This window comes from Bradyrhizobium sp. Unk1, from assembly GCF_059512345.1.
The window spans coordinates 99,309-125,273 of record NZ_JCAMOP010000018.1 but is presented as its reverse complement, the minus strand read 5'-3'; the positions used below and the strand labels follow the sequence as shown (position 1 = coordinate 125,273).

The 25,965-nt window shown below is 58.0% G+C and carries 19 protein-coding genes and 2 pseudogenes; 13 read left to right on the top strand and 8 right to left on the bottom strand.

Going from position 1 to position 25,965, the window contains the following annotated elements; all coding sequences use genetic code 11:
* Positions 1–363 precede the first annotated feature (363 nt).
* From AC5ZFO_RS23710 to AC5ZFO_RS23700, 3 genes are all read left to right on the top strand, one after another.
* Positions 364–498 (top strand): hypothetical protein, encoded by a 135-nt coding sequence (locus AC5ZFO_RS23710; protein ID WP_496122674.1) that lies wholly within the window; start codon positions 364–366, stop codon positions 496–498.
* 250 nt (positions 499–748) lie between these two features.
* The gene (locus tag AC5ZFO_RS23705) at positions 749–1,114 is read left to right on the top strand and encodes a hypothetical protein (RefSeq protein WP_496122673.1); all 366 of its coding nucleotides are present in this window, start codon (positions 749–751) and stop codon (positions 1,112–1,114) included.
* Between the two features lie 710 nt (positions 1,115–1,824).
* Positions 1,825–3,258 (top strand): carbohydrate porin, encoded by a 1,434-nt coding sequence (locus tag AC5ZFO_RS23700; RefSeq protein ID WP_496122672.1) that lies wholly within the window; start codon positions 1,825–1,827, stop codon positions 3,256–3,258.
* 1,038 nt (positions 3,259–4,296) lie between these two features.
* Here AC5ZFO_RS23700 and AC5ZFO_RS23695 read toward each other — a convergent pair.
* Entirely contained in the window at positions 4,297–6,018 is a 1,722-nt protein-coding gene (locus AC5ZFO_RS23695; RefSeq protein ID WP_496122671.1) for an NEL-type E3 ubiquitin ligase domain-containing protein, read from the bottom strand.
* Positions 6,019–6,726: 708 nt separating this feature from the next.
* On the opposite strand from AC5ZFO_RS23695, the gene AC5ZFO_RS23690 reads away from it, so the two are divergent.
* Positions 6,727–8,553: an NEL-type E3 ubiquitin ligase domain-containing protein gene (locus tag AC5ZFO_RS23690; RefSeq protein WP_496122670.1), complete on the top strand. Its 1,827-nt coding sequence runs from the start codon at positions 6,727–6,729 to the stop codon at positions 8,551–8,553.
* Between the two features lie 239 nt (positions 8,554–8,792).
* On the opposite strand, the gene AC5ZFO_RS23685 is transcribed toward AC5ZFO_RS23690, so the two are convergent.
* Both AC5ZFO_RS23685 and AC5ZFO_RS23680 read right to left on the bottom strand, forming a co-directional pair.
* Positions 8,793–9,809, bottom strand: coding sequence for a nucleotidyl transferase AbiEii/AbiGii toxin family protein (locus AC5ZFO_RS23685; protein ID WP_496122669.1), 1,017 nt, complete (start codon positions 9,807–9,809; stop codon positions 8,793–8,795).
* Entirely contained in the window at positions 9,799–10,392 is a 594-nt protein-coding gene (locus AC5ZFO_RS23680) for a DUF6088 family protein (protein WP_496122668.1), read from the bottom strand. Before AC5ZFO_RS23680 ends, AC5ZFO_RS23685 begins: the two co-directional genes overlap by 11 nt.
* A 695-nt stretch (positions 10,393–11,087) precedes the next feature.
* On the opposite strand from AC5ZFO_RS23680, the pseudogene AC5ZFO_RS23675 reads away from it, so the two are divergent.
* Positions 11,088–11,351: pseudogene (locus tag AC5ZFO_RS23675) on the top strand (DnaJ domain-containing protein); the annotation flags it as partial.
* Between the two features lie 828 nt (positions 11,352–12,179).
* Here AC5ZFO_RS23675 and AC5ZFO_RS23670 read toward each other — a convergent pair.
* The 4 genes from AC5ZFO_RS23670 to AC5ZFO_RS23655 all read right to left on the bottom strand — a co-directional run bounded on the left by AC5ZFO_RS23670 (position 12,180) and on the right by AC5ZFO_RS23655 (position 17,168).
* Positions 12,180–13,181 (bottom strand): pectinesterase family protein, encoded by a 1,002-nt coding sequence (locus AC5ZFO_RS23670; protein ID WP_496122667.1) that lies wholly within the window; start codon positions 13,179–13,181, stop codon positions 12,180–12,182.
* A gap of 253 nt (positions 13,182–13,434) precedes the next feature.
* The gene (locus AC5ZFO_RS23665) at positions 13,435–14,733 is read right to left on the bottom strand and encodes a glycoside hydrolase family 28 protein (RefSeq protein WP_496122666.1); all 1,299 of its coding nucleotides are present in this window, start codon (positions 14,731–14,733) and stop codon (positions 13,435–13,437) included.
* A gap of 554 nt (positions 14,734–15,287) precedes the next feature.
* Positions 15,288–16,244 (bottom strand): hypothetical protein, encoded by a 957-nt coding sequence (locus AC5ZFO_RS23660; protein ID WP_496122665.1) that lies wholly within the window; start codon positions 16,242–16,244, stop codon positions 15,288–15,290.
* 624 nt (positions 16,245–16,868) lie between these two features.
* Entirely contained in the window at positions 16,869–17,168 is a 300-nt protein-coding gene (locus AC5ZFO_RS23655; protein ID WP_496122664.1) for a hypothetical protein, read from the bottom strand.
* A 1,306-nt stretch (positions 17,169–18,474) separates the two neighbouring features.
* Between AC5ZFO_RS23655 and AC5ZFO_RS23650 the strand changes: the two genes are divergently transcribed.
* From AC5ZFO_RS23650 to AC5ZFO_RS23615, 8 genes and pseudogenes are all read left to right on the top strand, one after another.
* Positions 18,475–18,831 (top strand): hypothetical protein, encoded by a 357-nt coding sequence (locus AC5ZFO_RS23650; RefSeq protein WP_496122663.1) that lies wholly within the window; start codon positions 18,475–18,477, stop codon positions 18,829–18,831.
* 710 nt (positions 18,832–19,541) lie between these two features.
* Positions 19,542–20,186 (top strand): anthranilate synthase component II, encoded by a 645-nt coding sequence (locus AC5ZFO_RS23645; RefSeq protein WP_496122662.1) that lies wholly within the window; start codon positions 19,542–19,544, stop codon positions 20,184–20,186.
* Positions 20,187–20,188: 2 nt separating this feature from the next.
* Positions 20,189–22,216 carry an aminodeoxychorismate synthase component I gene (pabB, locus tag AC5ZFO_RS23640; RefSeq protein ID WP_496122661.1) on the top strand — a complete coding sequence of 676 codons (2,028 nt, stop codon included), beginning with the start codon at positions 20,189–20,191 and terminating at the stop codon, positions 22,214–22,216.
* 17 nt (positions 22,217–22,233) lie between these two features.
* Positions 22,234–22,824: pseudogene (locus AC5ZFO_RS23635) on the top strand (hypothetical protein); the annotation flags it as partial.
* Positions 22,825–22,985: 161 nt separating this feature from the next.
* Complete coding sequence (locus AC5ZFO_RS23630; RefSeq protein ID WP_496122660.1) at positions 22,986–23,201, top strand: hypothetical protein; 216 nt, start codon at positions 22,986–22,988, stop codon at positions 23,199–23,201.
* Positions 23,198–23,509, top strand: coding sequence for a chorismate mutase (locus tag AC5ZFO_RS23625; protein WP_496122659.1), 312 nt, complete (start codon positions 23,198–23,200; stop codon positions 23,507–23,509). The genes AC5ZFO_RS23630 and AC5ZFO_RS23625 overlap by 4 nt, the downstream gene beginning before the upstream one ends.
* Complete coding sequence (locus AC5ZFO_RS23620) at positions 23,509–24,087, top strand: hypothetical protein (RefSeq protein WP_496122658.1); 579 nt, start codon at positions 23,509–23,511, stop codon at positions 24,085–24,087. The genes AC5ZFO_RS23625 and AC5ZFO_RS23620 overlap by 1 nt, the downstream gene beginning before the upstream one ends.
* Before the next feature lie 31 nt (positions 24,088–24,118).
* On the top strand, positions 24,119–25,318 hold the full coding sequence (locus AC5ZFO_RS23615; protein ID WP_496122657.1) for an MFS transporter: 1,200 nt from the start codon (positions 24,119–24,121) through the stop codon (positions 25,316–25,318).
* A 376-nt stretch (positions 25,319–25,694) separates the two neighbouring features.
* Here AC5ZFO_RS23615 and AC5ZFO_RS23610 read toward each other — a convergent pair whose 3' ends face one another.
* Positions 25,695–25,922, bottom strand: a complete 228-nt coding sequence (locus AC5ZFO_RS23610; protein WP_496122656.1) for a hypothetical protein — start codon at positions 25,920–25,922, stop codon at positions 25,695–25,697.
* Between the last annotated feature and the right edge of the window lie 43 nt (positions 25,923–25,965).

Genomic DNA, 25,965 nt, shown 5'->3' with positions numbered 1-25,965 from the left:
TGATGACACGACCTTTCACATATGATCTCAAAACTGGCGGGGACTGAATAGAAGAGAGCTGATTTAAAGGAAAGGGCAGCGGATTCCGACGTTCAGGGCCACGGTTCGATCATGCGGAAAGTGCTCTGCGCCACCTGTCCTGGAGTGCGCTCGATGATAGTGACGGCCTCAGTGACATGCCGCTGGAGACGACGGCGCCCGCACAAGCTTCGGGTATTTTACGGCCGGAGGCAGCTTTGCGAAGCTACGGTCCACTTCATCGAGCACAGTTGACCACGCCTGCAGCGTCTCAGACCTCAAGGCTCGGCTGTCTTCGGTCCGGCGATCACTGGCGCGCCTCCAACGGAAACAGGTGCCTGTGGTATGGACCGCCCGAAGCGTTTCCTTGCGACGCTCGAAACAGCCCGGGCTGGCGAAAAAGGAGGCGCGGAAGCAGCAGAAGGGACAGGCGTTAAACTCCGCAGCGAATCGATCCGCGAAGTCAGCACGGTGATCTGATCCAGGATCCCTTTGAGGTCATCCCGCTGGGCATTGATCCGGCTGTTGAGTACTGCGATCTCATCGCCAGTTTTCTGCTGTGCTCAGTTTATCTCAAACAAGGCTGCCCTGTCCTCCAGTGACAGGCTCATCGTTGAAGCGATGTCCCGGGCTTCCGGTGCAAACGCTTCAAGGTTAGCCCAAAGCCAGGCGCCAGCAGCACACGAGCCGACGAGAATAAGCGGGAGCACCAAAACCGGGAGAATCCGTCTTGACGGCCCGTGCAAGAGCGGCCGCAAGTCTGAAGCGGCCGCTTGATCAATCAAGTCCATTTTCCCTCGCTCAAGATCTCGACGCGATAGGCTGCGATGCTCACGCGCTCCAGGAGCTGCCAGCCTTGAAATTAATCAATCTTGCCGAGCCTCCCGATAGGCTGCCCTGCTCCTATGATGGCGAATTGGAGCGGCAACCATTGCACCTGATCAACTGCCAATTCCGGCAGGTTGTTCGAAATGACGGGCACGTGGCAAGCGTGATCAACGACCGCCGCGCACGTCAAGGATTCGGATGCAAGACAGGTTTTGCGGCGCTGACGGCAGCCAGCAACTGCTCGCCGATACCCGCCAAAGCTGCTTGACGGCTGATTCCTTCGGTCTCCTGCGCCATCACGTTGGATGTTGTGGGGTGGTTGCCGCGCGCGCAAATTCTAAGGCTCTTCGGCCTTTAAGCCCGGCGATTGTCTCCTGTTTCGCTGACAACGATATTAATGAAGCGATTCGTGAAGCGAAGACTCTTGCACGGCGAGCCTTGCTTTCTGGTAGCTGCCGCTTCGTCCAGAAAGCCGCCTTCGATTCAAACGCGCGGCACCGCCAGACTCGCCTGACTCACAGTGAGCAAGGTGGACATCCGCAATGTTTTGGTGGCCAGGGCAGCCCCCCCCCGCGTGCTAGTCGTGAGCATTTGCCGAGCCAGCGCTCTCCGCTAGCTCTCGGGCACCGGCGTCATGCACAAGCAAAGTTTCGGACCGGATCATCATCGCGCCGCGAACTGAGAGGTTCAGGAAGCCTGAGTGGTTCCCTTCGGATAGATCGAGTTGTGGCTCGTCCCCTCGCCCTCGGACGCGAAAGCGCCGGGAGCTCACTCCGCAGTTCAATTTATTCATGGCCGGCAGAGATGGACCCGAAGTACGCCATGCGTGATTGCCTTCTTGCGACGACCTCGCCTCGGACATACTCGGCTACGGCAGCACTTTCTTTCAATGTCAGACCAAGGGGAAAGCAATCTGCGCTTGTTATCGCATTTTCGCTAGCGGCTTGTCTGGTCGGCAATTCCGTACTGGCACAAACCGTGAGCGGACTTGATCCTGGTAACCTCCCTGTGGATCAGGCCGGCAAGACAGGAAAGACCTCCGATCGGGCCGCAAAGCTCCCGATCAACCTGATTCGTCAGGCAATCCGCCCTCCTGCCCCGGCGCCAGCGGCAGGTCCCGAAGTGCCTTTCGAGAAGCGCGGCAATGCGGACAGGGCTGCTCAGACGAGACCGCAAAAGACGATCGATCCCTTCGCAAGGTACGACAACCTGCGTGAAAAAGCGTTGTGGCTCAACATACCTGGCCCTGCGGACACGATTGACCAGGACAAGGACGGCGTTAGATCGGCGCTGGCAGACGTCGGCATCGGCTACATCGGCTGGACACACAATAGCTTTGCAAACAACCAGCTGCCGAATGCGGCCAGAAGCACTATCGCAAACCAGCTCTATATGGGCCAGAATCCGACCTTCGCGTCGGCAAACTTCATGATCGTCACCTACGATCTCAGCCGGTTTGGCATCGCCGACGGACAGATTGTCGTAGGAGCCGAGCAGCAATACTGGACGTGGGATCGCCCGGGGCCAGATCGAGTGGGAATCAATACGCTCGCCTACTACCAGACTTTCTTCGACAGGACAGTAGAACTCAAACTTGGCTACCTCAGAAACCAAAATGAGTTCACCGGCACATTGTTCGGAGGCATTACAGGATCGAACATGTCTGCCTTGTTCCAGGCAGGGATGAGCACCAATGCGGCGCCGACGCCGGCGGTCAACTTGAAGTACAATTTTGACGATCGCTTGTACAACAAGGTCTCGGTCCAGCGCTCAATCAGTCCAGATGGTGCCTATGCCCACATAGCCGAGAATCCCACCGGCTTGAACTGGAGCACGGCCAATGCGGGCATCCTTCTCGTCGACGAAGCCGGCTACAAGAGCAAGGCTGCACCCGGCGTACCCGACACGTGGCTGCGGGCGGGCGTTGGTTTGAACAGCAGCCGCTACACGAATCTGGCGGATCCCAAACAACAAAGGGAGAGTGGGAATAATTTTCACTACATCGCCGCCGACCGACAGCTCTGGCAGAGTGACACCCTTGGGTCGCCGTCTCGCGGCATCTACGGCGGCTTCTCCGTCATGGGAGCTCCACCTGAGCGCAACAGGATTAGCCGGTATTACGAGCTGCGTCTTTATGCGAAGGGGCTTTTTGATAACCGGCCCAGTGATCTGATTGCTCTCGTTGCGACCAACACGGCCTGGAGCAAGCTTGCAGTGGATGCTGCCCTGGCTAAAGGCCAGCTTGCGCACCGGGATAGCACGGCAATCACGGGAACATACACGGCGCATCTCGCTCCGGGGATATATGCAAGCGTCGGACTGTCATACGTTCATCACCCGACCAGCATCACACATACGCCCCAAACGGAACACGCGCTGAATCTGTTAGTGTCTACTTTGATCTTCTTCTGATCATCGCAAGCGCCCTTCTGCTCCCACCTTATCGTGACGCATGGGACCTGAGCTTTGCGATCTCTTTGAAAGGATCGGCCGCATCTGCGCCAGACGAGCCGGTTAGGTCGGATATGAGGGGACGGCCAGCTAAAAGGATTATGGAAAAGGATGTCATTAGTTCTCCAGGGAAATCGGGCGGATTGTTGAGGTGAGCCCGATCAGGCGACGTTGATTTGGTTTCATCAGAAGGATCGAGGTTCAAGCCCTCCAGCCGCCTTTCAAATTCACCCTTCTCGGAGGGATTACCCTCTCGCTGCCCATTTCGCCCCTGCAAAGCAGCGTACTCCCGCATCCAGGCTCCTGAATTCAAGAAGGGTCAACCGGATCCATCCTGCTCTCCTCATGTTTTTATTGGCAATGCAGCAATCCGCACGGCCGCTAGCAGATCGTCTAGCGAGACACGATTCTCGATCGCTGTAGCTGCAACCTTTCGAAAAGCTGACGAGATCAGGACATTGCTGCGCGATCGACGGCCTCTCGTCCGGCCGCCCGCTTGGCGACAGGACAGGGGCGCTCCCGCTTTTCCGCACCTCTTCGCCGGACCTATTCCAATCAACGAGATATCAATGGACCGCCCTGTCGATCGTGAGAGGAATTCAAACATCACAGCGGGGATCACTCAGCCTCGACAAGGATTATCGCGCAGTCACAGATCAATTAAGTTCCGGCCACTCCGGCGACCTTTGTCTTGAACGTCAGCCAAAGCGAGTTGGTTCGCTGCGGTAGCGCCTATGGAAGCACTCCTTTCACCGCCGCGCCATCTTGGTCTTATCAACAACTTTCAACTGGGAGCTCTCGTCCCGACGAGGCTTTCGAGCGGAGTAAAAACTAGCCTTGCGTCCCAGCTTTCATAGCTCGGCAAGACCGGGAGGAACTGATCGACGCAGCGCGCCTTCGAAGCGCAAAAGCACCTCGTCAGCGATTGGCGAGACTGCAGCATTGATCTTTGGCTTCCGCCGCAGAGCAATGATAATATACCTGCGACGGTTTGAGACTTCATAACTCGAGGCCGCCCCGCGCGGCCAGCACGCGGTGCATGACCTCGCCTTTAATCTCGCTGGCGAGCTCGTTTCGGACTTGGGCTCCGAGCACCCGCTCGGCGTCCGGATCGCCTAGAAGACCGTGCTCGGCCAGTCGCTGATCCAAGCGGGTTTGAAACTCCTCGCCCATGGCTTCGACGAGCCGTTCTTGCATCGCTTCATATTCATCCGGAGCGATTCGTCCCAACACCGTCTCCCAGGGTTGCCAGCGGGTTGCCATGTAGTCGGTAAACTGGTTCGCTTCTTGCTCGCGAACCAAGTCCAGAGCGCGCGCCGCATCGTCGGACGTCACGTGAGAAACCGTCAGAAAGCGCATGTCAGGGGCGACGTGGATCAGCTCCAGCGGCTCGCGCAGAAGATGTTGATAGGCCAAGTAGACTTCGACGTCGTCTACGTTCGGGTGCAGGGCGAGGAGCGAGTTCACTCGGTCGCGCGCGATCCCGTCCAGCGCGTCTAGGCGGAATGCAACGCGGCCGCGCTGGATCAGTTGGTCGAGCCTATCATCATACACCCCCTTCTCCACGTCAGCATTGAAGCGCGCGGTCCGCATACCATTCCAGTGCAGGGTAACACGATCCTCGCAACTGGCGTTAGCTTCGGAAGCCTGTGTGAAAAACTGTTCGCGCAATCTCGGATTGGCCGCCGCCTGCCGCAGATCATCAGCCACGGCCTGCCGAAACTCGGGACTTCCATAATTGACGGTCCCGCGTAGCCGATCTAGGAACCGGGTGTAGTCTTGGGCGCCAGGCTCATCCGCAAAGTGCAGCCATTCGGCCAGCGCCGCCGGATCGTCCCCCAGCCAGTGCGCGGCAGCCTCGTACAGAGGCAGCTGCCCAAGATGCGGTGCCGCAAGGCGAACGCGGACCTCGTCCGGGAATGGATTATCGCCGAATTCGACGTTCTCCAGCGGATAGCTCAAACTTCCCGGTAGGAGATGTTCAGGCAGTCTGGTGAGACGGTTACCGCTGAGATTGATTGATTGAAGCCAATTCGGAAGGGTTTCGGGGAGGTTGGCCAATTGATTGCTGCTGACATCGAGTTCAACGAGACCCCATGGGAGGGACTCGGGAAGCTCGGTCAGCTGATTGTCACTAACCGACAGCGAGGTGAGGCTGCTTGGAAGAGCCTCGGGCAGGCTACTCAGTCGGTTGTTGTTTGCGTTCAGGATCCCCAGCTCCGCTGGGAGGCTGTCTGGGAGCCTGGTCAACCTGTTATCGCTTACCTCGAGGCGATAGAGGCTCGCCGGAAGAGCATCCGGCAAACTGGTCAATTGGTTGTGGCTTATAAGAAGCTCGCGGAGACCAGGTGGAAGGCTTGCGGGCAGGCTACTTAGCTCATTGTGCATGGCGCCGAGGTTCAGTAGCCTCGGCGCAAGGGCGTCGGGCAACGCGGTTAAAGACAGGGATGACAAATCGACCGAGTTCGAGCGCATGTTATCCGCAGCCCTGATTCGCGAGCGCCCCTGTCGCCTGTTCTCGACATCGCCCTGCCCCTGCTCGGCGACCCAGTCGTCCAGGATTCGCGCGCGAGCGGAGGCCGGGGTCCGATATCCTGTCAAGCTTTCGACCAAATTCGCCAGGGCACGGTTGAAGCCGCCGATGTAGCTTTCACGCTCTCCTTCTTCAAAAGTGTCCGGGCTGGAACCTGCGCTCCGCTGTGCCTGTCCGGTGTCCACCATTTCTCTCCATCATCAGAAACTTAAGGAATACGCCTGCCGCCGCGCAATGCTGCGAAGCAGGAGTTTGCGCGCTGGCGCAATAATCATTCGAGCGGCCGCACGTGCGACGCGTCGACCCACTCCTGGCCGAAGCGGTACAGCTTCACGCGATTTGAGGTGGCGAATGAATCGATGCGGCTGCAACGTTTCCTGCCGTTCCGTTGACCGGACAGATCTAGGGGACCGCCAACGTGAAAGCGTTTTGCCCCTATTACGGCCACCTGTCGATTAGCTGACGGGTCTCGCGGCAAAATACAAAGTTGCACGATTTGTTACCCAAGGAAAAGACCAGCGTTGCACCGATTGCCTTACCACATGAAAGGACCGCTCCGGAGTTGAGCGTTCGAGCGACTGCTGCTCTTCCTTTTCACGCACTCAACCGAAAGAAGCTCCTTTGGCTGCCATTGAGATAATGCACCGCTGCCGCGCTGGGGCGCGATGTTAAGCCGCCGCTGTGTCGGTTAGATGCCGAAACGTATGGATGGGAGATGACTGCCCGCGACCGCGATCGATTCGCTATTCTAAATCGTTGTACCGAAGTCATGTCGGCTTCGAAGCCATCGATAACCTTGCCACGATAGGTCTGTCAGCTTGTCGAAAGATAAGTGTCCTAAGTCCTGGACCGCGTTGTCACGGGCCGGATTGGCTCGGTGTGGTAAGGAAAGTGGAATGGATCCTTTTGAAGCAGGACAGATTCGGCGCCGCGAAAGCATTTCTTCTGCATCTTCCGGACAAGACGCGGGGGAAGACGGGGGAGCGGCACAGTGGGATGAAGTCGTCACTGGCTTCGCATCGAACTCTGGGCATTCACCCCAGGGGGCGGCTGAAGAAGACGAGGCGCTCGAAAATTGGCTTGCCGAACAGGACGTGGGTCCCCTCGAGGACCGGGAAGAAGCGGCAAGGCGGATGAATGCCCTGGGTGAAGACGCCATACTGGATCTCGAATCGCTGTCCCTTACCAGTCTGCCCAGACTTCCAAGCGAAATCGTTGTGCTCGATGTGCCCTTCAACCGGCTTACGAATTTGCCTGACGAACTTCCTGCTTCGCTCCAGCGTCTCAATGTCAGTGGCAATCAGCTGAGCAGCCTGCCCGCGCTGCCAAGCGGGCTCAGAGGCCTCGACGTAAACTCCAACCGGTTGGAGAGTCTCCCTACCGTGCTGCCTGCCGGGCTTCAGTTTCTGTGCGCCAACCACAATCGGTTGCCGAACCTGCCCGAAGGCCTCCCTTCTTCGCTCCGATTTCTCCACGCCAGCCACAATCATCTAACAAATCTGCCAGAGCTCCTTCCTGCTACGCTCCGGTTTCTCGATGTCAGCGAAAACCAGCTGACGGAGCTGCCTGAGGCTCTCCCCGCTTCGCTCGAGTTTCTCGACGCAAGCCTAAACCAGTTGACTAGTTTACCCGGGGACCTACTGACGGGGTTGGACGCTGGCGCCACCATAGTTTTGACGGAAAATCCGCTATCCGAGCACGTGCTGACGCACCTGAATACAGTCCTAAGCGCGGATGGTTATGCCGGTCCGACCGTCCACCTTTCGCGCGACGACGAAAGTGAAACGTCTGGGACAGACGATGAGCAGGCGGAAGCCCTCGCTGAAACGGTTGCAGAATGGCTCAAGAGCGATCCACGGGAGGGCGATCGGGAGGTGCTCGCCGCTTGGCGGAACTTTGCAGAAGAGCCGGGCGCCCGGGAGTATGGGCTCTTCCTCGGCAAGCTGTTCAATTCCGTCAACTCTAGCAATGAAGGATTCCGGCAGTCGGTGGCCAATGATCTGCGGCAGGCGACAAAAGTCCCGCAATTGCGTGCGCAGTACTTTCAACTGGCGTGGGATGCCAACCAAAGCTGCGAGGATCGTAGAACTTTAACGTGGAACGGCATGCAGACCGCGCGCCTCATCGCAGAAGTCGAGAACGGCTTCTATGACGACAAGGCACGGCTTGCCGATCTCGTCGATTTGGGGCGTGTCATGTTCCGCATGGACGCGCTCGAGGCGATTGCGCGCGAGAAGGCTCACTCTCTCGGCTCGGCTGACGATGTCGAAGACATCGAGGATATTGAGATCTTCCTTGCCTATCAGAACAAGCTGCGCGAGCGGCTGGGCCTGCAACACGTCGCGCCCGAGATGCGCTTCTTTGAGGTCTCCGGCGTCACCGACGCCGACGTTGACCGCGCAGAGACATCCGTAAGGGACAGGGAGGCGGTTGAATTTGCCGACTACTTGGCAATGGACTGGCAGCCTTGGGACGATGTGGTGCGTCGCATCGCACCTGAAGACCACGCCAAGGCGCAGGACCAGCTCATTGATGCAATGGGGACGGAGTTCGACAGCAGACTGGAGCAACAGCTCGCCGACCAAGGGTTGACCGGGGCTGAAGCTGACCTGGTTGAAGATGCCAAGCGAACGTTGGGCCCCGCAATTCGCAAAGAGATCGCCCGTGAGGTCAAGGGGGCTCTTAGAGACAAGGTGCTCAATGAGCACGGCCCCCCCCTGTGAAGCGGCCTTCGCCGTAGAATCTCTTATTCTGTTGCAGTTCCTCTGGTGGAGAAGCCGGCGTTGCTCCTGTTTATTATGCTGCCACTAGATGCTGGTCAGGTAGACGCTTGGAGCAGACTGGCTGCTAACTCTCTACTGAGGTTCCTAAGCCCAATACCTGGATCGTCAGCGATACCCACTCTCAATGCGGAGCACACCAGTAGACGTTTATCGGCCAGGCCTGCAATTTAAGAGAAAATTCAAGCCGGCTTATTCGCGCGCGTTTCGATCTCCGCGCAGCGGCGCATCAATTGGTTAAACGTGTCCGGCACATCTAACAACAACCCGTCATCAATCATGTGCTGGTAATCCTGCTCCAAGACGGTTCGGGACTCTCCTTCGGGAACAAGCTTCAATGCACCGCCGACGGCCACGCGATAATCGATGAACGATCCCGTAGCGTCCTTCTCTGAGAAAAACCACGACTTGTGTTCTGCGACAATCCCAGCCAGCTTCCGGTCTTTCAGACCCTTCTCTGCTATACCGGCCTCGTCCAATCGTACAAGATCGTACCAATGGCGCGCAAAGCGCTCGCCCTTCAATTTGCCCTGAACGCAAAAAACATGGATCGCAGTAGCCTTCTCCCAGAAGGTACGCTCTGCCTTCATCGTCTTCGGCTTGGCCGTCGGAAATTCGAGCATCTCAAGATATTGGGCAGCATCGCAAACGACGTCATGAACTTCGCTCGGCTCGCCCGTTGATCGTGCGCCGAATTCGAGCATGACAGCGGAGCTCACATAACCGCTGCCGGTTTCCAAGGGATCGTAGGTAACAAAGATCTTGTCGTCCTTGGCTTCAGCCTTTGCGTTGAGCTTATCTTCCTGCAATCGTTGATTGAGAACGGGTAACGCTTTGTCTCTGACCCAGATTGGAAGACGCTCTCGAGCATGGGCGCTCCACTTCCTGCCCTGGCTACGATTCTGGGGAACAGGATAATCCTCGTTTGTGTTCACGAGATCAGGTGCGATCGCCCGGATGTCGTAAGTGAGATCGACATCTTCCGAGAAACGGCGGATTGCGCCGTATGCCTTTGAGAGGGACGTTCCGCCCTTGAAGACGAGATGCTCGCCCAACGGCGAGGAAAAGAGCGTGTTTAAACACCAGACGACCAAAACATCCTTTTCAAGCAGATGGGCTGGCCGTCCGGAGTTTGAGGCAGCAACACCGAGCGCCTCTCGACGCTCGGTGTCTGATAGATTTAAGAACTTATCCGACACGCAGTTCGCTTACCGGTTCAGCAAGCCAAGTTGGTAATGAAAAGGCGGCGGACTTCAGCTCGCTCACTTCAACCGGAGTGAGTTTCTGGCTGACGGACCGCAGCGCTTGTCGTGCCGTCTTGGGACCAATCCAGGCAAGCGCGCGCACCACCTCACCTGCTCGACGGTTTGCGAGAGCCAGCTGCCAACCGGGCGCATGCTTGAGCTCCACGATCTGCTTGCCGAGGTGAAGCTCACGAGAAGGACCGGACGTCAGATAAACCTGGCGAACAGGGACCTGCGTTGTCAAACCGAGACGGTTAGCTGCCGCAGCTCCGCTGGACACAATGGTTTCACCGCTACGAACCTTGGTCTCTTCGACGACCTTCTCAACCGACGGAGCTCTAACTCCGAAACGGCTTTCGACCGGCCGCAAATAGACCCCTCGCCTCGCGCGCAGGAGCTTTCCTCGCTCGGTAAGACGCGAAAGAGCCTGATCGATGGCAGCCCGCTTTCCAAGATGCAAAAAGGCCTTGGCAGCAATGGGCGCGCCTTCGGGCAGTTCTTTGGTGAATTCTAGAATTTGGGTGCTCAGGGGGGGCATGGCACATACTCCATGTCAGAAACATAGGAGAACTTCTGACACTCTACAAGAGCTGAGTTACGAAACAATTTCACCATAACATCAATGACTTACCAATATAATACCGAATCGGTCCTTTTTAAAGAGCCAAAAAGAGCACATTCCGGCCCCGGCCACTCCTAGGCCGTCCTCAACCCGGTTCGTTGTCTCAGCCCGCCAGGTGTTTTGCGGCCCTAGAGCCAGACGAGCAGCTCTGGGCGTCTCAGATACTGTGGTGACCGACCTTCAATGAACGATGCCCTTCTTTCTTCTGGGTCGACGAGACTCTGGTCTACGAAATCCGCAAGCGAGGCTGGATCGGAAGGATTGGCTATGGAGCTGGCCTTCCGGCTTGTGCCGCGGATTTCGAGGGCTATTCGCTGAGTGATCGACACGATCATTTCGTCTCGCTTGTTTTGGGTCATGCATTCCAGTACCCGACGACGGCGTAATCGAGATCCAATTTCTGATTCACGGTGCATTTCCCGTCGTCGCCAAACCGCCAAAGGCGCGAGGGCTCGAAAGCGGTTGGACGCGGAAGCGGGCGCGCGCGCTACCAGAAGGACGCGCTGACCGGTCATCGTCCGACCTGGAGGATGGGCGAGAGCATCAGCGCCCGCAAAATGACCGGCAGCACTGCCAATTTCGAGGACGACTGGCATGCCCTCTGCATGCTCGTCGAGCTGAACGGACGCGCCGGCGCCCGCCACCGCGCGGAGGCCAAGCCTGAGGCGCGCAAGATTTTCAATGCCGAGGGCAAAGCGTTGCAGGTGATGGGCCTGAATTCCAATGCGACGCTCGGCGATATCAAGGCGAAGTACAAGGCGCTGGTCAAGCAGCACCATCCCGACGCCAATGGCGGCGACCGCTCCACGGAGGATCGCCTAGTCGAGATCATCAAGGCCTACCAGTACCTGAAGACCGTGGTGCGCGAGAGCTAGCCCGAACATCTCAGTGGGCCTCAACGGCGCATCGGAAGTGGAGGACGGAACCACCCAGAGCTTCGCTCTGGTTACGCTGGCAGTTTGACTTCCCTGGCTAACGCTTTCGGCCGAGCATGGCGAACAATTGACATGATAAGCGGTTCGTTTCGTTCCGCGCAGCGATCAGGAAGAAGGGCCGGAAAAAGGATGTGCCAAGACCGTGCGCAAGTGGCGGCTGCATCGGCCGAGCGGTGAGTTCGTGGAAATGCCAAACGGTTCTGTCCAGTTCTGACGGCTGAGTCGCTACTACCGGCGGTTGCATCTTCGAAGCTTCAACAGGAGTTGCGCACGATCGATCCCTCCGTTGTTCGAGGGGCAACACGAAAGTACAAACCTTTCCGGGGATACGCGTTGGCTGTCTGGAAAGGGTTACGGCGCTGCAGCGACCCGTCCAGATCTATTCGCTCGGTGGTGCCGGATCAACGATCGATCACGAGAGCCCGATGAATCGCGGGGTTCACGGCCGGTTCTGACATAGCCAGGGGGAGCAGCGCCCCGTGCCACTCACCTATCTCAAGGGCCTGCCGATCGCCGCGAGGCAAGGTGGGCATCGTGAACTTGATCGCCTTCAACGTGCATCGAGTTCATCAAGCACTCGGCTATCGCACGCTGCTAGAGGGCGTTTCCCCTGTTCGTGAGTAACCGTCTGGTAAGGCTTTCGATTTCCCACAAATTGTCCTCCGACGACGGCGCCCAGTGCGATGTCGGTGAGGCGTGACGGCACGCGCCGCCGTCTATCCGCTCTCCTCCGTCATTTATCCAAGGAGCACCATCGTTTCCTCACCGTCAGTGTTGCTTTGTGTTCCCTCGATGTCGTTCCGTTGGCAGCCAATCTGTGGCACCTCCGAAGAACACTCTTAGCGACCATCTCGAGGCTTCGCTATCGGTCAGTTGATGGGAGTGAGGTTCGCGGCCTGAGGGGTTAGCCCCGGCCCCGAAGGATCTATATTCGGCATAATAGCTCGTGCTCAAGGAGTTGGTTTTGCCGGGAGCCCATTCTCGCCAGCCTTCCGCAACGACCTGCGCATCTATCTTTGTCGACAGGAAGACCACTGTGGCGTAGGGCCGCCAAGGGCGGCCAAGCGCGATATCGCGCGCGGCAGGGTCGGCACTTAGGCTGCAATGATCAAAAACATAGCCGCTGTCCTCATCGGGAGCTGCCTTGCTCTGTGCCGTAAAGACGACCGCTTGATTAGCGATGCCGTGCAACTCACATTGCCGGAACCAGGCCTTGGCGTTGCCAAATACGAAATCGACATGCCCTTCGATGTAGCAGTTCGAGAAGTATTGTCGTGACGTTCTGCCGTTTGGACCCTTGCCGGCAAATAGCGTGTCCTGGGCACCGAGCAGGCGGACGCGCGTAACGACGTCCCTGTCTCCGGTAATGGACAGCGCTACTGCCTGTGAGGGTGGATTTGCCGGATTGAGGGCGTAGTCGTTCTGGATGGTCAGATTCTCGAGCCGGAAGTCATCACCAACCGCATCCAGCGTCGCCGAACGGGCGGTTCCTCCTACATTGATCGCGCCGTCGCCAAACACAATGACCGTATCCTCCGGCTTCCTGCCCGTGCCTTCCATATGAACACCGGATTTGAAGATTTTGACCTTCTCGCGATAGACGCCCGGCGCGATCCGGACATTTCCGCCTTCCGCTGGCAACGCGTCGATGGCTTGCTGCACGGAGTCATAGTCTGCATTTCCGGCATGCGACACCGATACTGGCTGAGCGTACGCTGCCGAGTTGAAGAAACATCCGGCCAGAAGCGCAGACGGCACGAAAACTCGCATGTGATCTCACTCTTCGTTGAGTTGGCGGCACGTTCGACGCAGCCGATAAAAGATCTCGCCGCGGGATAGCCGCCGCGCATGGTCGACACATTTCTCGCGTCGAATCAGAACCCGCACGTCACCTTCGCATTCGCGGCCTGCAAACCATCGGACAATTGCAACCAACTCGGGGCATGAGGCTGACCTTCGTCAGCACCGGTCATCTTGCCCCGATGCGGAACTCAGCACCCGAGTTCGGCACCGGGTGGAGTGCTTACTGATTGCCGTCGCGGAATGCCCTGGAACATACCTCCGATCCGCGCAGCAGCGGTTCTGCAGCTCGTCCGGGCAGCGGCGGTGATACGTCAGAATGTTTTGCGGTGACGTTCGCATGTTCAACTTGCCAAGTCGCGGAATTGGCAAATCGGACATCTTCGAGTGTCACGTCAAGTGCATGCCCCTCGTCTAGGCCGCGCATCAGCAGCACACCAGTGTCGCCATGCACATGACGGAGAACGATTTGCCGATAGACCGGAATCCTCGTGCCTTGTGCGCGCGGATCATATTTTGTATCGAAAGCCACCGGCCACCTGTTGCCCCTCAGGCACACGTACTCATAAGTCACGCCCTCGACCAGACCGCCTCGACTGACATCGCTCTTGATGCGCAGGCCAGACGTCGTACCATCCAGGGTCAGATTACGCACCAATATGTCTCTGGCCCCGGAATTCACCTCACTGCCGATCGACATGCCATGCCCCCAGCCGAAATAATTATCAATGATCGAGATATGGCTGCTTGAGCCATTATCGCCGGCCTTGATTGCGACGTTGTCGTCACCCGTACGGATCAAGCTGTGGGTGATGGTCACATCCTGACTCGCGCCAAGATCGATGCCGTCGGTGTTGCGGGCATCCGCCGGTGAATCAATCGTGAGGCGCCAAAACGTGGCACCTTCGACCCGGCTCATCGCGACATGAAAATTGGGAGCGTTGCGCAAGGTGACACCAGAGAACGTGATGTCCTGCGCATGATCGATCTGGATCAAGCGCGGGGCGTTCTGGTTGCCGCCCTGGGCTTGGGCACGGCGGGCTAGCTGCCACCAGCTTTCCGCGCCGCCGCCAATAATTGCTCCGCCCTGACCATCGATGATGCCCTCTCCGTAGATGCCGCCGCCACGCGTTTTAGAAAAGCTGATGAATGGCCGGCAACCGTCCCCCTTTTCCGCGATGCGACCACATTGTCCGAGGCCTTTGTCGTAAGCAGCAGGTTCGGGAATGGCAATCAGCGTCGCACCGCGTCCGACCCATAAGGTCACGCCCGATTTCATCTCGAGTGGACCTGAGTGAAACTCGCCGCGCCCGAGATAAACCGCAGCGCCAGCAGGGCAATGTTCGATGGCGTCCTGTAGGCTAACTGTATCGTTCTTGCCGGAAGGCACTGGGCGATCGCAGACCGTATGAGGTGCAACAGGTTCGGCGATAGTCCGGCGGTCTTGCGCCTTTGCGGCGGGGCAGACAACCATGGAGGTGAGTATGGACAATAGGGCCCAGTTGCGAAAACGCTTTATCATCGACCTGCTCGTGCTTTGTCACACGCATGCTTGACGCGTGCCTTGTATGGTATTGAGCGCTGGCTCGATCGAGCCGCCGCGCGCGTCACTGGCTCGCGCAAGATGACATTTATAAGACGCAGCACTGGCCTCGACCGTGCGATCGCGCCGTAGCACCTTGCCTACGCGCGAAAAGACGAAGCGTTGTGCGAATAGTCCAAACAGCCTCTCAGCGTTCTCACAGCGTTTAAGCACCCAACCGGTCCCGATTTGCGGCATCTCAACTGCGCGTCAATCCGTACGCTCCGTCGCATCGACGTTCGATCAAAGACCTTCACTACAAGAACTGACAGCCGCGCCCAGGGTCACCCGACACCGAAGCTGCCGTTCAGCCCGGAAGGTGCGCCGCAAGATGTGTAGCGAGACGTCGTTGGACGAACGCGCGGCCGGATCGGCTTTCACGGCGGCGAGATCGAGATCGAGCGCCCGCGGGGTTAGGCACATAAGTGTTCATCGCCGCTGGCGCTAAACTTTGTCCAAGGCGATCCGCTGCGCTTCGATTAAGCTCCGGCTACTTAGCCGCTGCCAGATCGGCAAGGGGCGAAACATCCAGCACTACGAACCGTCACCAAGATGCGGCCGATATCCGGCGCCATCATCATCAAGGAGCCCCAAAACGCCTCGGGGACGACATCCGACCTTGGCGAGCCGCCGGCGGCGCTGCTTTTGGCCCGGTCAACGCCGTCTGATGCGGAAGACCAGTGCTCCGAACCTTCCAAGCCCCCCCGATGCTCACGGAGCGCCCAGAGCGAACCCGTCATTCTCTTCCAGTTCTTCGGGAAGACTTCCTTAACATAGTCGTACAGCGCATCGTCGCTTGTTCCAGCAAGCGTCTCGCCCCGCGTGCCGAGACTGTTCGACAGCTTGCGAAGGGTCGTGTCATGATGCTGGACGGTAGCCGGCGCCCAGTGCTTGCTCTTGATGCCTTCGTCTATGACGCTTTCGATAAGCGGCGCATCAGCCTCAGTAGGGGCAACAGGTGTGCGCCCGGCACCCGCCGAAGCCGCGGTACGCACGCGCCGGACCCTGACTGCCGATGAACCTCCGCGCTGTTCTTGAAGCGCCCGCAAAGCCATGCCTACGTGTTTGTTCTCCTTGAACACGGTGTCAAAGAGCTGATTTAGTGCATTATCATCACTGGCTTCGAGCGACTGGCCGCGCTCCCCGAGGTAATTCGCCACCTTGTAATGCATTTGAACATACTTGTCGGCGGTCAACGGTGACAGGTTTCGGCGCGTACTGACACCGCTCATCATCTCGTGAATGTAATCAAAATCCGCGCGCGACACATTCGGCGGCGGCTTGCGACCGGGGCGTCGGGCAGGCCCAGCAGGGTCGGCCACACGCGCTGCATCCAATTGCTGCTCAAGGGCGTCTTGTTCCGCCTGGTTGGGTTGCTGATCGTCACCAACAGCATGCTGTACCGATGCCGGAGGTGCTGCATTGGATATATCGAAATCGCGCGAGTCCACGTCGGCCTCTCGTCCAGAATCGGTGGGTTAGTCCGTAATCGGGCAAGCTTTCGAGAAGCTGACGAGGCTACGGCCGGCACCGGATCGCATTCGCCCTGGGACCCCTCTTCCTGGCGTCTCAAGAATTTAGGTAACTGCCGTTACCCGCTCTCTTCCGGATCGCATTCTTGCGGCGACATAGTCAGCCAGTTCTCGTCATCATCCATGCGATGCCGGACGAGACATGGTCGGCGTCCCCGATCAGCACCGTCCGGGACATCCCATGCCCTGCCCCACGGCCGCGCACCAACGTGACCATTGAACGCCCACCCTCCAGACACGTCTACCAGTAATTTGAACGACTTGAAGACGAGAAAAGACGACCACTAGCCCTGGGTCCAGGTGGATAGCTCTTTGACATCCGCCGAAATTGCGTGAGCAGCTCCCCCGAAACAGGAGGCTCTCGTCAAAAACGCGAAGATACGTTCCCGTACTCCCAACGCAACGCGTCCAAAACGTCCGAGCTTAGCGACAGGGCCGCCCCCGTTGTCTAGTTCGTTCGCCGGGTTCGCAACACGATGCGTCTCGAGATCTTCGCCAGGTCCATGACAAAACTTCTCCGGTTAACGTGCGCGGCGGCAATTCTCAACGGTCCCATGATCGGCTCGAAAACGCCACAGCAGCATTCTGATCAACAAGATCGTCGACGCTTCGGGATTGGCGCGGTCGTGCGTTACGTATTGAATCATTTGCTGGGGAGTTGCGCTGGCGTTCATCGATCGACGATGAGACCGCTCGACGCTCAAGCCTCCGCTCCAGATCCGCCAATCCTGCCTTACATTCGGCGACAACCGATTGGGCGCGAAGCAGCTTGACCTTGAGATCGTCCTGTTGCCTGAGTATTTTCTCAGGATCCCAATCGTCCTGCATCAGCTCTTTGACCATGTGCAAAGCACCGATTGAAGACCGCCGCTTAGCTTCACGAAGCCAGACTCGGCGTCTCGCAGATGCCCGCGCTTGAGCCACCGGCCAAAAGTGACGCAAACAATCGTCCTGAGGTATAACGCCTTTACCCTGGTATGCACCATCTTGTTGACGACCGCCATTCGTCGCGAGCCCTTTACAAGACAATCGGATCCTGGCCGGCAAACCGAAGCGCGGTCCAAAGATGCTAGAGTTCGCGACGCAGGCGCGCGCGCATCAGGCGGCCTCTGCCATCGATCAAGCGGGCAAGTTCAACTGAATGCCTGTATCGGGCTCTGAATGACCATCATGTCCTAAGTCGCTTCGCCAACTCTTCAAGCAACCGGCATGCCAATGCCGCTTGAGCGGTTTTAGGAACAAACGATGTAGTTTTCCCGCCCCACCTGGTTGCAGGCGAGATCGGAGCACCCTGGTAGTCCCGAAAGTTTCTCATACACCAACGCGCCGCTCAAAAATTGTGAAGAGCATTCTGGACGATGTCGGCAAAATCTTTCCTTTATTGAGCGCTGCGATGGTGAGCGCTGCTATGGACGTCGTGATTGCGGCTTTGGCTGTCTCGTTCAAGACATGGTTGTTTCAGACGCGACAACGGGGACGCCGAAGCTTCATATCGGTGCTGGGACCTGGTTTCACCGGCCGCACGCCGTTCGTTGATCGGGGTTCGCTACAAAGCGACTAGGCCTGTGTTCGCGGACGCCGCTGATGATGGCTCGACTACCAGAGAAGCGACGCGCCAATAGCAGACGGGCAGCATCGACAGCGCAGCTGCGCCAACAACTCCTTCCAGTGATTGTCGACTTGGTCCGAGGGCGGCATATCCCTGAGACGCCTTTGAAGTCGAAGCAGCAAAGGACGATGTTAGACAAATTTCGTTTTTGTTCGACAGGCGGGTAAAGTATGGCAAAAAGATCGGCGAGCAAGCCCACGCCCTCCGGGCGAAACGGAGAAGAGCTGCATCCAAGGGTGGCTCGGTGCTGATAAAACCCTTTAAGCGATAGCTGGCGATCAGCGGGCTTGTCGCGAGCAAGGCACGATTTGAAGTGGTCATGCTGGCGGCGGAACGATCTGGCCTTTTGAGTGAAAAAGGCAGCCGCATCGGTCGCCGGGTGAGGCCGGCCTTGGTCCGGCAGGCCAAGCACCAGACGGACATCGAGGCGAACACGGACTTGATCGAGTTTGCGTTGGCGACGGTCGCACTCGAGGACAAATTGGTAGAGGCATTCAAGCAGTCTCAAGATCGACCCAGCATTGAAGCTCGGTTTCTAACGTGGCGGAATTCGACTTTGACGCGGCGCGACGTTGGGCGCGGTTCGATCCGGAAAACACGCTGGCACGGCGCAACGACGATGCACTTCCGTTCGTCAGCGTCGGCCTGACCGCTGGACAGTGGCGACTGCTCGATATCTGCGTCCATATCGATCAAATGCAAGATCGTTCGCCTCAGATCCTGAACGGCGTAATCATGAAGCGACAAGTCAATCATTCGACTGTCGCGATCCAGCGAGTTGATGCACACGGTCGGCGCGTTCAATCCTTCCGACGCGCGAACCGCTTCTGTCGTCCATGTGATCGGGAAGCAAATCAAAGCGGATGCCGCCGCATCGGATCTTTACGCCCAACATAGACGTGCTGGGACGAGCCGCGCTGCTATCGGGGATCCTCTGCCGGCCTTCAGGCAGATGAAAGGACGGCAAATTGCGCGCTTCGGGATTGCGTGCTGTTCCTGCACCGCTTGGCAACACCCCTCCAGCGACATATGCGATTCCCCTACCGCCGGGGAGAAGGTGTAGAGACTAGACGGGCAGAACCTGCAGCGGACATCGCCAGGGTGAAGTGACAGTCCAGTTCGCGCCTGATGAGATTGTACTTCACCCTCACTATGAGAGCACCGATGGCCGAATTTAAGGTCGGCAATTTTGCACCCCCGTCAACTACCAACGCTAGTGATTGATCGAGATGAAGATACGGGGACAATCGGTTAACGAATGTTGGGCTGATCAGAATGTTGGGCTGATCTAGCGCTCTGGTACGCAGGCACAAAGAATTTCACAGCAACCAATCCGCTCTAGGAGAACGGACTTCGTGTGCTGACGTGCCAGCGGCAGAAACACAGCGCGCTCAACAGCAGAGTATCCCATGGGTACGGCATGGTCAGCTGTTCAGTGCGCGCCTGCCGAGTCTCTAAGCGCTCAAACGCCTCGCGCCTTGGACGGCCCCGCGGCAGATGCCAGAGAAGCACAACTACGGCAATACTAGGTAATGCCCGCCGAGGCCGTTCAGCGCAGTTAAGTTCTCCTTTGGTTGGGATTAGTTCGCGCGCAGCAGGAGATGAAGATGGCAGCAAACGAGAGAGGCTTTGATAGGTCGGTGATCCTGATCAACAACTTCGACTCCTTTACATTTAACATTGCCCAGATGGTCGGCGAGGTGAATGGCAGGGAAGCCATAGTCTTGGATAACACAGTGCCATGGAGCGAAATTCGCAAGATACCTCACGATCGCATCATTCTCTCGCCCGGCCCAGGGAGACCTCAATCTTCAAAGGATGTCGGCTCGACGATGGATGTTTTGGCCGGCAGCGCCGTTCCGGTCTTGGGCGTGTGCTTGGGACATCAATCCATTGCCCATTTTCATGGGGCATCCGTTACCCGCGCACCAGAACCGCTCCATGGCCGGATCCGCAGCATCACAACCTCCGGAACAGGCCTGTTCGATGGGCTGCCACGCTCTTTCAATGTGACCAGATACCATTCTCTGGCAGTGACAGGTGACCTTCCGGAATGCCTTGAATGTATCGCTATGAGTGAGGATGGCGTCATTATGGGCCTACGCCATCGACACGCGCCTCACTACGGTGTGCAGTTTCACCCGGAATCCATCTGCTCCCAATACGGACGAGAACTTTTTGCCAACTTCCTCTCCGATGTGTGCGCCCCGTCGGCGGCCCCATCCTCGCTCGGAGCCCTAGAGGCGGCCTGAACATGGAAGAGGACGTCCCGAACCCCAGAAAATTTCTCTTCGAGACGGCCACGTACGGGGTGAGAAGTTCTACGACCCCATGCACGGTAAGTGCAGAGGATGTTTTCGTGCGCCTCTTTGGCGGTGTGCAGCCTGCTTTCTGGCTAGACAGCAGCATGCTGGAGCCCGGGGTGTCGCGGTGGTCCTTCATGGGTGGGCTTGGCGGGCCAGGCAGCTATCTGGCCTCCTATGATGCATGTCGTCAGGAAATCGGGATCGCTCAAGACGGCGAGGCAACACCGACGATCATCTCCAAATCGATTTTCGAATTTCTTGCCGCTAGGCGTGCCGCCCACAAGCTGCAAGACCAGGCTGATGTGCGAGACATCCCTTTCAAAGGTGGCCACGTGGGCTATTTCGGTTACGAACTCAAGTCACTCACGTGCGGCGTCAGCTCACAACCGTCGAAATATCCGGATGCATTCTTCATTTTCTGCACAAGATTCCTCGCCTTTGATCATGAGAATGGCCGCATTCACATCGTTGCGCTCTATCCCGAGGCCGAGACGGCATTGGCTGATGAGGCTGCCCTCTGGGTCAGCAAGAACAAGCGGGAGATCCAACGCATTGAGCCCGCCGCTGGCGTCGCCCCATCCTCCCCCCACGCAAATCGCGCTCCGATTCAGTTCAAGCTTCGTCAGGGACGGGTGCGATACTTGGAAAACATCAAAAAATGCCTTTCCGCAATCCGTGCCGGCGAAACCTACGAGATCTGTCTGACGAACGAGATCACCATTGAAACAGAGATCGACCCGCTCGACCTGTATCGGATCCTAAGGCGGAGAAATCCGGCCCCATACTCAGCTTTCCTCAGGCTTGGAGATATTTGCGTTGCCAGCTCTTCCCCCGAAAGATTCCTCAGGATCGATCGCAACCTCATTGTCGAGACCAAGCCCATCAAAGGCACCGCGCCTCGATGCCAAGACCCAGACGAAGATAAGCGGATCGCTGAAGAATTGCGCTTGGACGAGAAGAGCCGGGCCGAAAATCTCATGATCGTGGACCTGATGCGGAACGATCTCGGTCGCGTCTGCCGCATCGGAAGTGTTCATGTGCCAAGCCTCATGCACATCGAAAGCTACAAGACCGTGCACCAGCTGGTCAGCACCATCCGTGGCGAACTGCCGTCGCCCGGCGGTATAATCCCCTGCATTTCTGCCTGCTTCCCGGGCGGGTCGATGACGGGCGCGCCCAAGATCCGTACTCTCAACATCATCGATGAACTGGAGGAGGCGCCGAGAGGAATCTATTCGGGGGCGATCGGTTATCTGTCTGTGTGCGGCGAGTTGGACCTGAATATTGTTATTCGGACGATCATCTGCCGGGGACGCCACCTGAGCATCGGTTGCGGCGGAGCCATCGTCGCGTTGTCCGCCCCCAGCGCGGAGTTCGAAGAGATTCTCCTCAAGGCACGCCAGCCGATCCGTGCGATTGTCGAGGCCGTGACAGGCGACCCGGATCATAGTGTCGAGATCCATGGAGCGCATGACGATGCTGGCAAGGAAGCGGTACCCAATTCCGCACATCGTCTGCGCCTGGCGACATTCCAGCACCGGAACACGATCGCACAATGTGTCGATACGCTTCTCACGGAGCTCGGAGGACCGGGGCCGCAATTCGATCCGCAAGTGGCGGTCAGCGTCGCTGGGCAAATGGCGATGGATCCACGGCTTGGCTTCGCCTTGATCATGGAGGATATGCTGACCGCCGAAGTGATCGGCATTGCGGTCGTCTCCCAGGTCACCGCGGTCAGGGCTTCAGGCCACTATGGCATCTTGCAGGAGCTCTGGGTCGATCCGCGCTATCGCTCGGCCCAAAATGGAAGACGGCTTCTGGCTGCAGTGGACCGTGAGGCGCGGGCGCGGGGCTGGTCCATGATCGAGGTGTCTCTTCCCTTAAGCGACCGTCCCGGCACCGAGAGGCTCGTCGCATTCTATGAAGGCATGGGCTTCACATCGGCTGGAGAGCGGCGACGAAGGAGACTTCCGTGACCTGGCTAACCGTACACATGACTCCGGCGTCATCCAGCCCTGGGGGCCTTATCGCCAATGCGGCGGGAACGATTAAGCCCTCAAGGGAAGTGGAGGATCGACTCCACGAGATCCGGACCGGATTGGAGAGCTCACCCAGCGTCCAGTTTATCCCGCCCTCTGAAAACGTGGCAGACAAGGTGGTATCGATCCTGGGAGCCCTCCATGATCCCGGCTACCTTGATGCACTCCGGCTCGGGCCGCATCCACAAGAGCCAGAAATCACCGAGCTTGCCACAAGATATGCCACGCCCGGTGTGCCGCAGAACACATCCGTTGACACAGGAAGCTATCAGCGCGCGCTTTTGTCCGCCGCTATTGGCCTCGCAGCCGCGTCCACAATCGCCTCAGAGCGAAGCCCGGTAAGTTACGCACTATGTCGGCCGCCCGGGCACCATGCTGGGCGGAGCTTCACGAGTGGGTATTGTTTCCTGAACAACGTAGGGGTGGCGGCGTTGACCTTGCGCGAATCGGGCTTCCGGAAGGTGGCGATCCTCGACCTCGAGTTCCACCCTGGCAACGGAACGAGCGATGCGCTGAGCGCGCACCCAGATATCGCGTTCGCCAGCCTGCACGCCCGAACTGACGCCGTCCCGCAACTTCAACCAGCACTCGACAGTCACAGGTATCTTGAATTTCTGACCGACCCGAGCCCGGCAGAATACATGTCGGCGCTTCGCGGGCTTCTGCAACCGACCGGGCTACCAAGCTGGATGTTCTCATTGTCCGCATGGGTTTCGATATCGTCGTCGGAGATCCGCATGGCTGTTGGACGCTTCCGCCGGAAAGCTACCGAGAAATCGGCCTGGCATTGGCTGCTATTGGCAAGCCGATCTGCATCATACAGGAGGGCGGCCACCGCCTGGACACGTTGTCGGCTTGCGCAAAGCATCTAGCCACGGGCCTGCGACTTGGAATCAAGGAAACGGGCAGGAGCGGTAAATGACGGATACCTCGAGCCCCAACGCCGGCCTTTTTCCATTTCGGGACCTCATCAACAAGCTGGACGACCAACTGGTGGAGATCCTTAGCCAAAGACTCTCCGTCTGCGCTGAGGTTGCCCGCTACAAGAAGGAACGAGGAATCGCCATGATGCAACCCGATCGCGTTGCAGAGGTAAAGGCACGTTGCGCCGAGATGGGGGCGGAACGTGGCTTGCGCAAGGAATTCACCGCAGATCTCTATGCGCTAATCATAGGCGAAGCCTGCGAGCTCGAAGCGATGATCATAGACGAGCAGAAGGCTGTCACCTGATGGTCCGCATCTACACGCTCGGTCCAGCGAGAAGCTGTCACCATCATGCGACCTCAAAGTATCTTGAGTTCCAAGGAATTGAGGAGCGCGACATCATACTCGTCGACGATCTCGTGGCTGCGGCGGGCGAGGCCGCGGATCGCGGAGACAGCTACGTCCTTCAGTGCAGCGCGCACCTGAATGTCCATCTCGTGATCGAGAAGTTCCGCGATCGTCTCCAGGTCGTCGACACCTTCATACTACCCACCCAGAGCATCGCGGTCATTAAACGCAAGGATGTGAAGGAGCCTCGGACGCTGGGCCTCCCCGAGCCGACGGTGGGGTATATCGACCCAAAAGCATGGAACAAGCTGAATTTCGAAACAACAAAGCCGGTTGTCGAGAAAAAACTCCTTGAAGGAGTGTATGATGCGGGGGTTGCTTACAGTAGATCGGCGCTCGAACATCCCGACAAGCTCGAGATCGTGCAGGAAATCGGCGAGGTGGTGACGACGTGGCTGCTATACGGTCCACGTCGCCGCTACTCAGGTACGATCATCGCCAGCCCCTATCCTGAGTTGCATGACGCGCTGCCTTGAACACATCACAACAACATGAACGAGCACCGTCATGACCTCATCCACTCCCGACGCGCGAACGAAACTCATCATTGCTGCTCTGACCATCGCTGCGTTCGCTATCGGCTTGGACACGTTTGTCATCATTGGTGCACTCGATGTAATCTCTCGTGATCTCGCGATTTCAACCAGCGCGGCGGGTTGGATCATCACGATTTACGCGCTCTGCTACGCCGTCTTCGCGCCGCTGAATGCCTGGATGTTCAAGGCCATGAGCGGCCACAGGGTTCAGATTCTGTCCGTTTCGATCTTCATCATCGGTAACCTGATCTGCGCGGTCGCTCCGAACTTCCTAACCCTTGCTGCAGGGCGCGTCATTTCGGCCTACGGCGCGGCGATGTTCACCCCGTCGGCTACCGCGCTGGCCGCGGAGCTCCTGCCCCCGGCCCGCAAAGGGTTCGCGTTGTCTCTCATCTTTGGCGGCATGACTGTTTCACAGGTTGCGGGCGTTCCTGCCACAAGCTGGATCGCAGATGCTATCGGCTGGCGCTTCTCATTCGGTTTCGTCGTCATTGCCGGTCTTCTCGCATTGATAATCTTCGCCCCGATGATGTCCGGAATAGCTGCCAAGGCGCCGGAGCGCGTAAACGGCCCGATCTCGAAAGGCCTCTCCAAGACTATCTACGGTATCCTTTCCGTGACGCTATTCATCGTCGTTTCTGAGTTCATCGTTTATTCCTATGTGAGCGTCTTCATCATCGGTTCTCTGGTTGCCGGGGTGCCGCTGCTCTCAGCCGCACTCTTTGCCTACGGTTTCGGAGCCGTGACGGGAAACGCTGCGTGCGGCGTTTTGACTGACCGTTTTGGCCCGTATAAAGTTCTCATCGCGGTTGTAGGCGCACAACTCATCCTGCTCGTAGGTTTGGTTGCGTTCGGACAGCATGGTGCCCTCACCGTACTCATCGCCTTCTTTTGGGGTAACGTGAGCTACATGTATCTGGTCCCGATCCAGCACCGGCTTCTCGGTCTGGCCGGAGATAGGTCGAAGCTGGTGCTGGCAATGAACAGCTCTACCACCTTCGCGGGGATCGCCATCGGCGCTTTTCTCGGCGGCATCCTTGTCGAGACTGGCGGCGTCGCGTCTCTGGCTGCGGCATCGATCATGATTGGTCTCATCGGCATCGGGCTGGCTGTTGCCTTCATCCGTGATGCAGCACCTGCAGAAGCCGCGACTGCAGCATGTCCGAGATGATATCGGTCAACGATCGAGTTATTGCCGTCCCAAAATTAAGGACGGTTGCGCACGCCCGCGAAGATTTGTGAAGGAGATTGGAAGCCCCAAACGGCATTTCCGCAGCATGCTAAGCATTTGGATCGAAGTCGCACGCGTTCCGCGCTCGTACGAAACAACTAAGGGGCCGCCCCCTGGCGGCTGCAACGAGATTCCAGTCGAAAGCTGCCTCCACGTCCCGTATGTTGAGCGTCTCTCGTCCCTACGAAATCTCTTCTTTGAGTCCCGCAAACTTCAGGTAAATGAAGAGGCAGGCCGAGCCTTCTGCGAATTCCGATTGAAGCCTTAGAAGTTAAGTGCCGGAGTGGGAATAAGGCCTTTCCTTCCAGGCTTCTGGCTAGAGTGTGCACCGATCAGATTGCAAATAGCCGGCGGCGGCGAAGTAGTTTTTAGATTCTGCGGACGTGTAGGTGTCGACGATGCGCCCGATCGCGTCCCAAGAGTTGCGTTCTTCGGCAGGAGATTTGCCGCCCATGGCAGAATTGCCGAGGCCACCGGATCGGCAGGTGGCACCCTTCTCGTGCCAGCGCTGCGACGGCAGGTCGGCGGTCAGAGGTCTGAACAATTGCGTTCAGAATAATAGTAGCCCGCGACCGGCAAGACCAAAT

Excerpts from the sequence above, each read along its gene's own strand:
- AC5ZFO_RS23710 (WP_496122674.1), top strand. The coding sequence starts at position 364 with ATGGACCGCCCGAAGCGTTTCCTTGCGACGCTCGAAACAGCCCGGGCT.
- AC5ZFO_RS23695 (WP_496122671.1), bottom strand. The coding sequence starts at position 6,018 with ATGGTGGACACCGGACAGGCACAGCGGAGCGCAGGTTCCAGCCCGGAC.
- AC5ZFO_RS23690 (WP_496122670.1), top strand. The coding sequence starts at position 6,727 with ATGGATCCTTTTGAAGCAGGACAGATTCGGCGCCGCGAAAGCATTTCT.
- AC5ZFO_RS23680 (WP_496122668.1), bottom strand. The coding sequence starts at position 10,392 with ATGCCCCCCCTGAGCACCCAAATTCTAGAATTCACCAAAGAACTGCCC.
- AC5ZFO_RS23670 (WP_496122667.1), bottom strand. The coding sequence starts at position 13,181 with ATGCGAGTTTTCGTGCCGTCTGCGCTTCTGGCCGGATGTTTCTTCAAC.
- AC5ZFO_RS23665 (WP_496122666.1), bottom strand. The coding sequence starts at position 14,733 with ATGATAAAGCGTTTTCGCAACTGGGCCCTATTGTCCATACTCACCTCC.
- AC5ZFO_RS23655 (WP_496122664.1), bottom strand. The coding sequence starts at position 17,168 with ATGGTCAAAGAGCTGATGCAGGACGATTGGGATCCTGAGAAAATACTC.
- AC5ZFO_RS23645 (WP_496122662.1), top strand. The coding sequence starts at position 19,542 with ATGGCAGCAAACGAGAGAGGCTTTGATAGGTCGGTGATCCTGATCAAC.
- pabB (WP_496122661.1), top strand. The coding sequence starts at position 20,189 with ATGGAAGAGGACGTCCCGAACCCCAGAAAATTTCTCTTCGAGACGGCC.
- AC5ZFO_RS23630 (WP_496122660.1), top strand. The coding sequence starts at position 22,986 with ATGGGTTTCGATATCGTCGTCGGAGATCCGCATGGCTGTTGGACGCTT.
- AC5ZFO_RS23625 (WP_496122659.1), top strand. The coding sequence starts at position 23,198 with ATGACGGATACCTCGAGCCCCAACGCCGGCCTTTTTCCATTTCGGGAC.
- AC5ZFO_RS23620 (WP_496122658.1), top strand. The coding sequence starts at position 23,509 with ATGGTCCGCATCTACACGCTCGGTCCAGCGAGAAGCTGTCACCATCAT.
- AC5ZFO_RS23615 (WP_496122657.1), top strand. The coding sequence starts at position 24,119 with ATGACCTCATCCACTCCCGACGCGCGAACGAAACTCATCATTGCTGCT.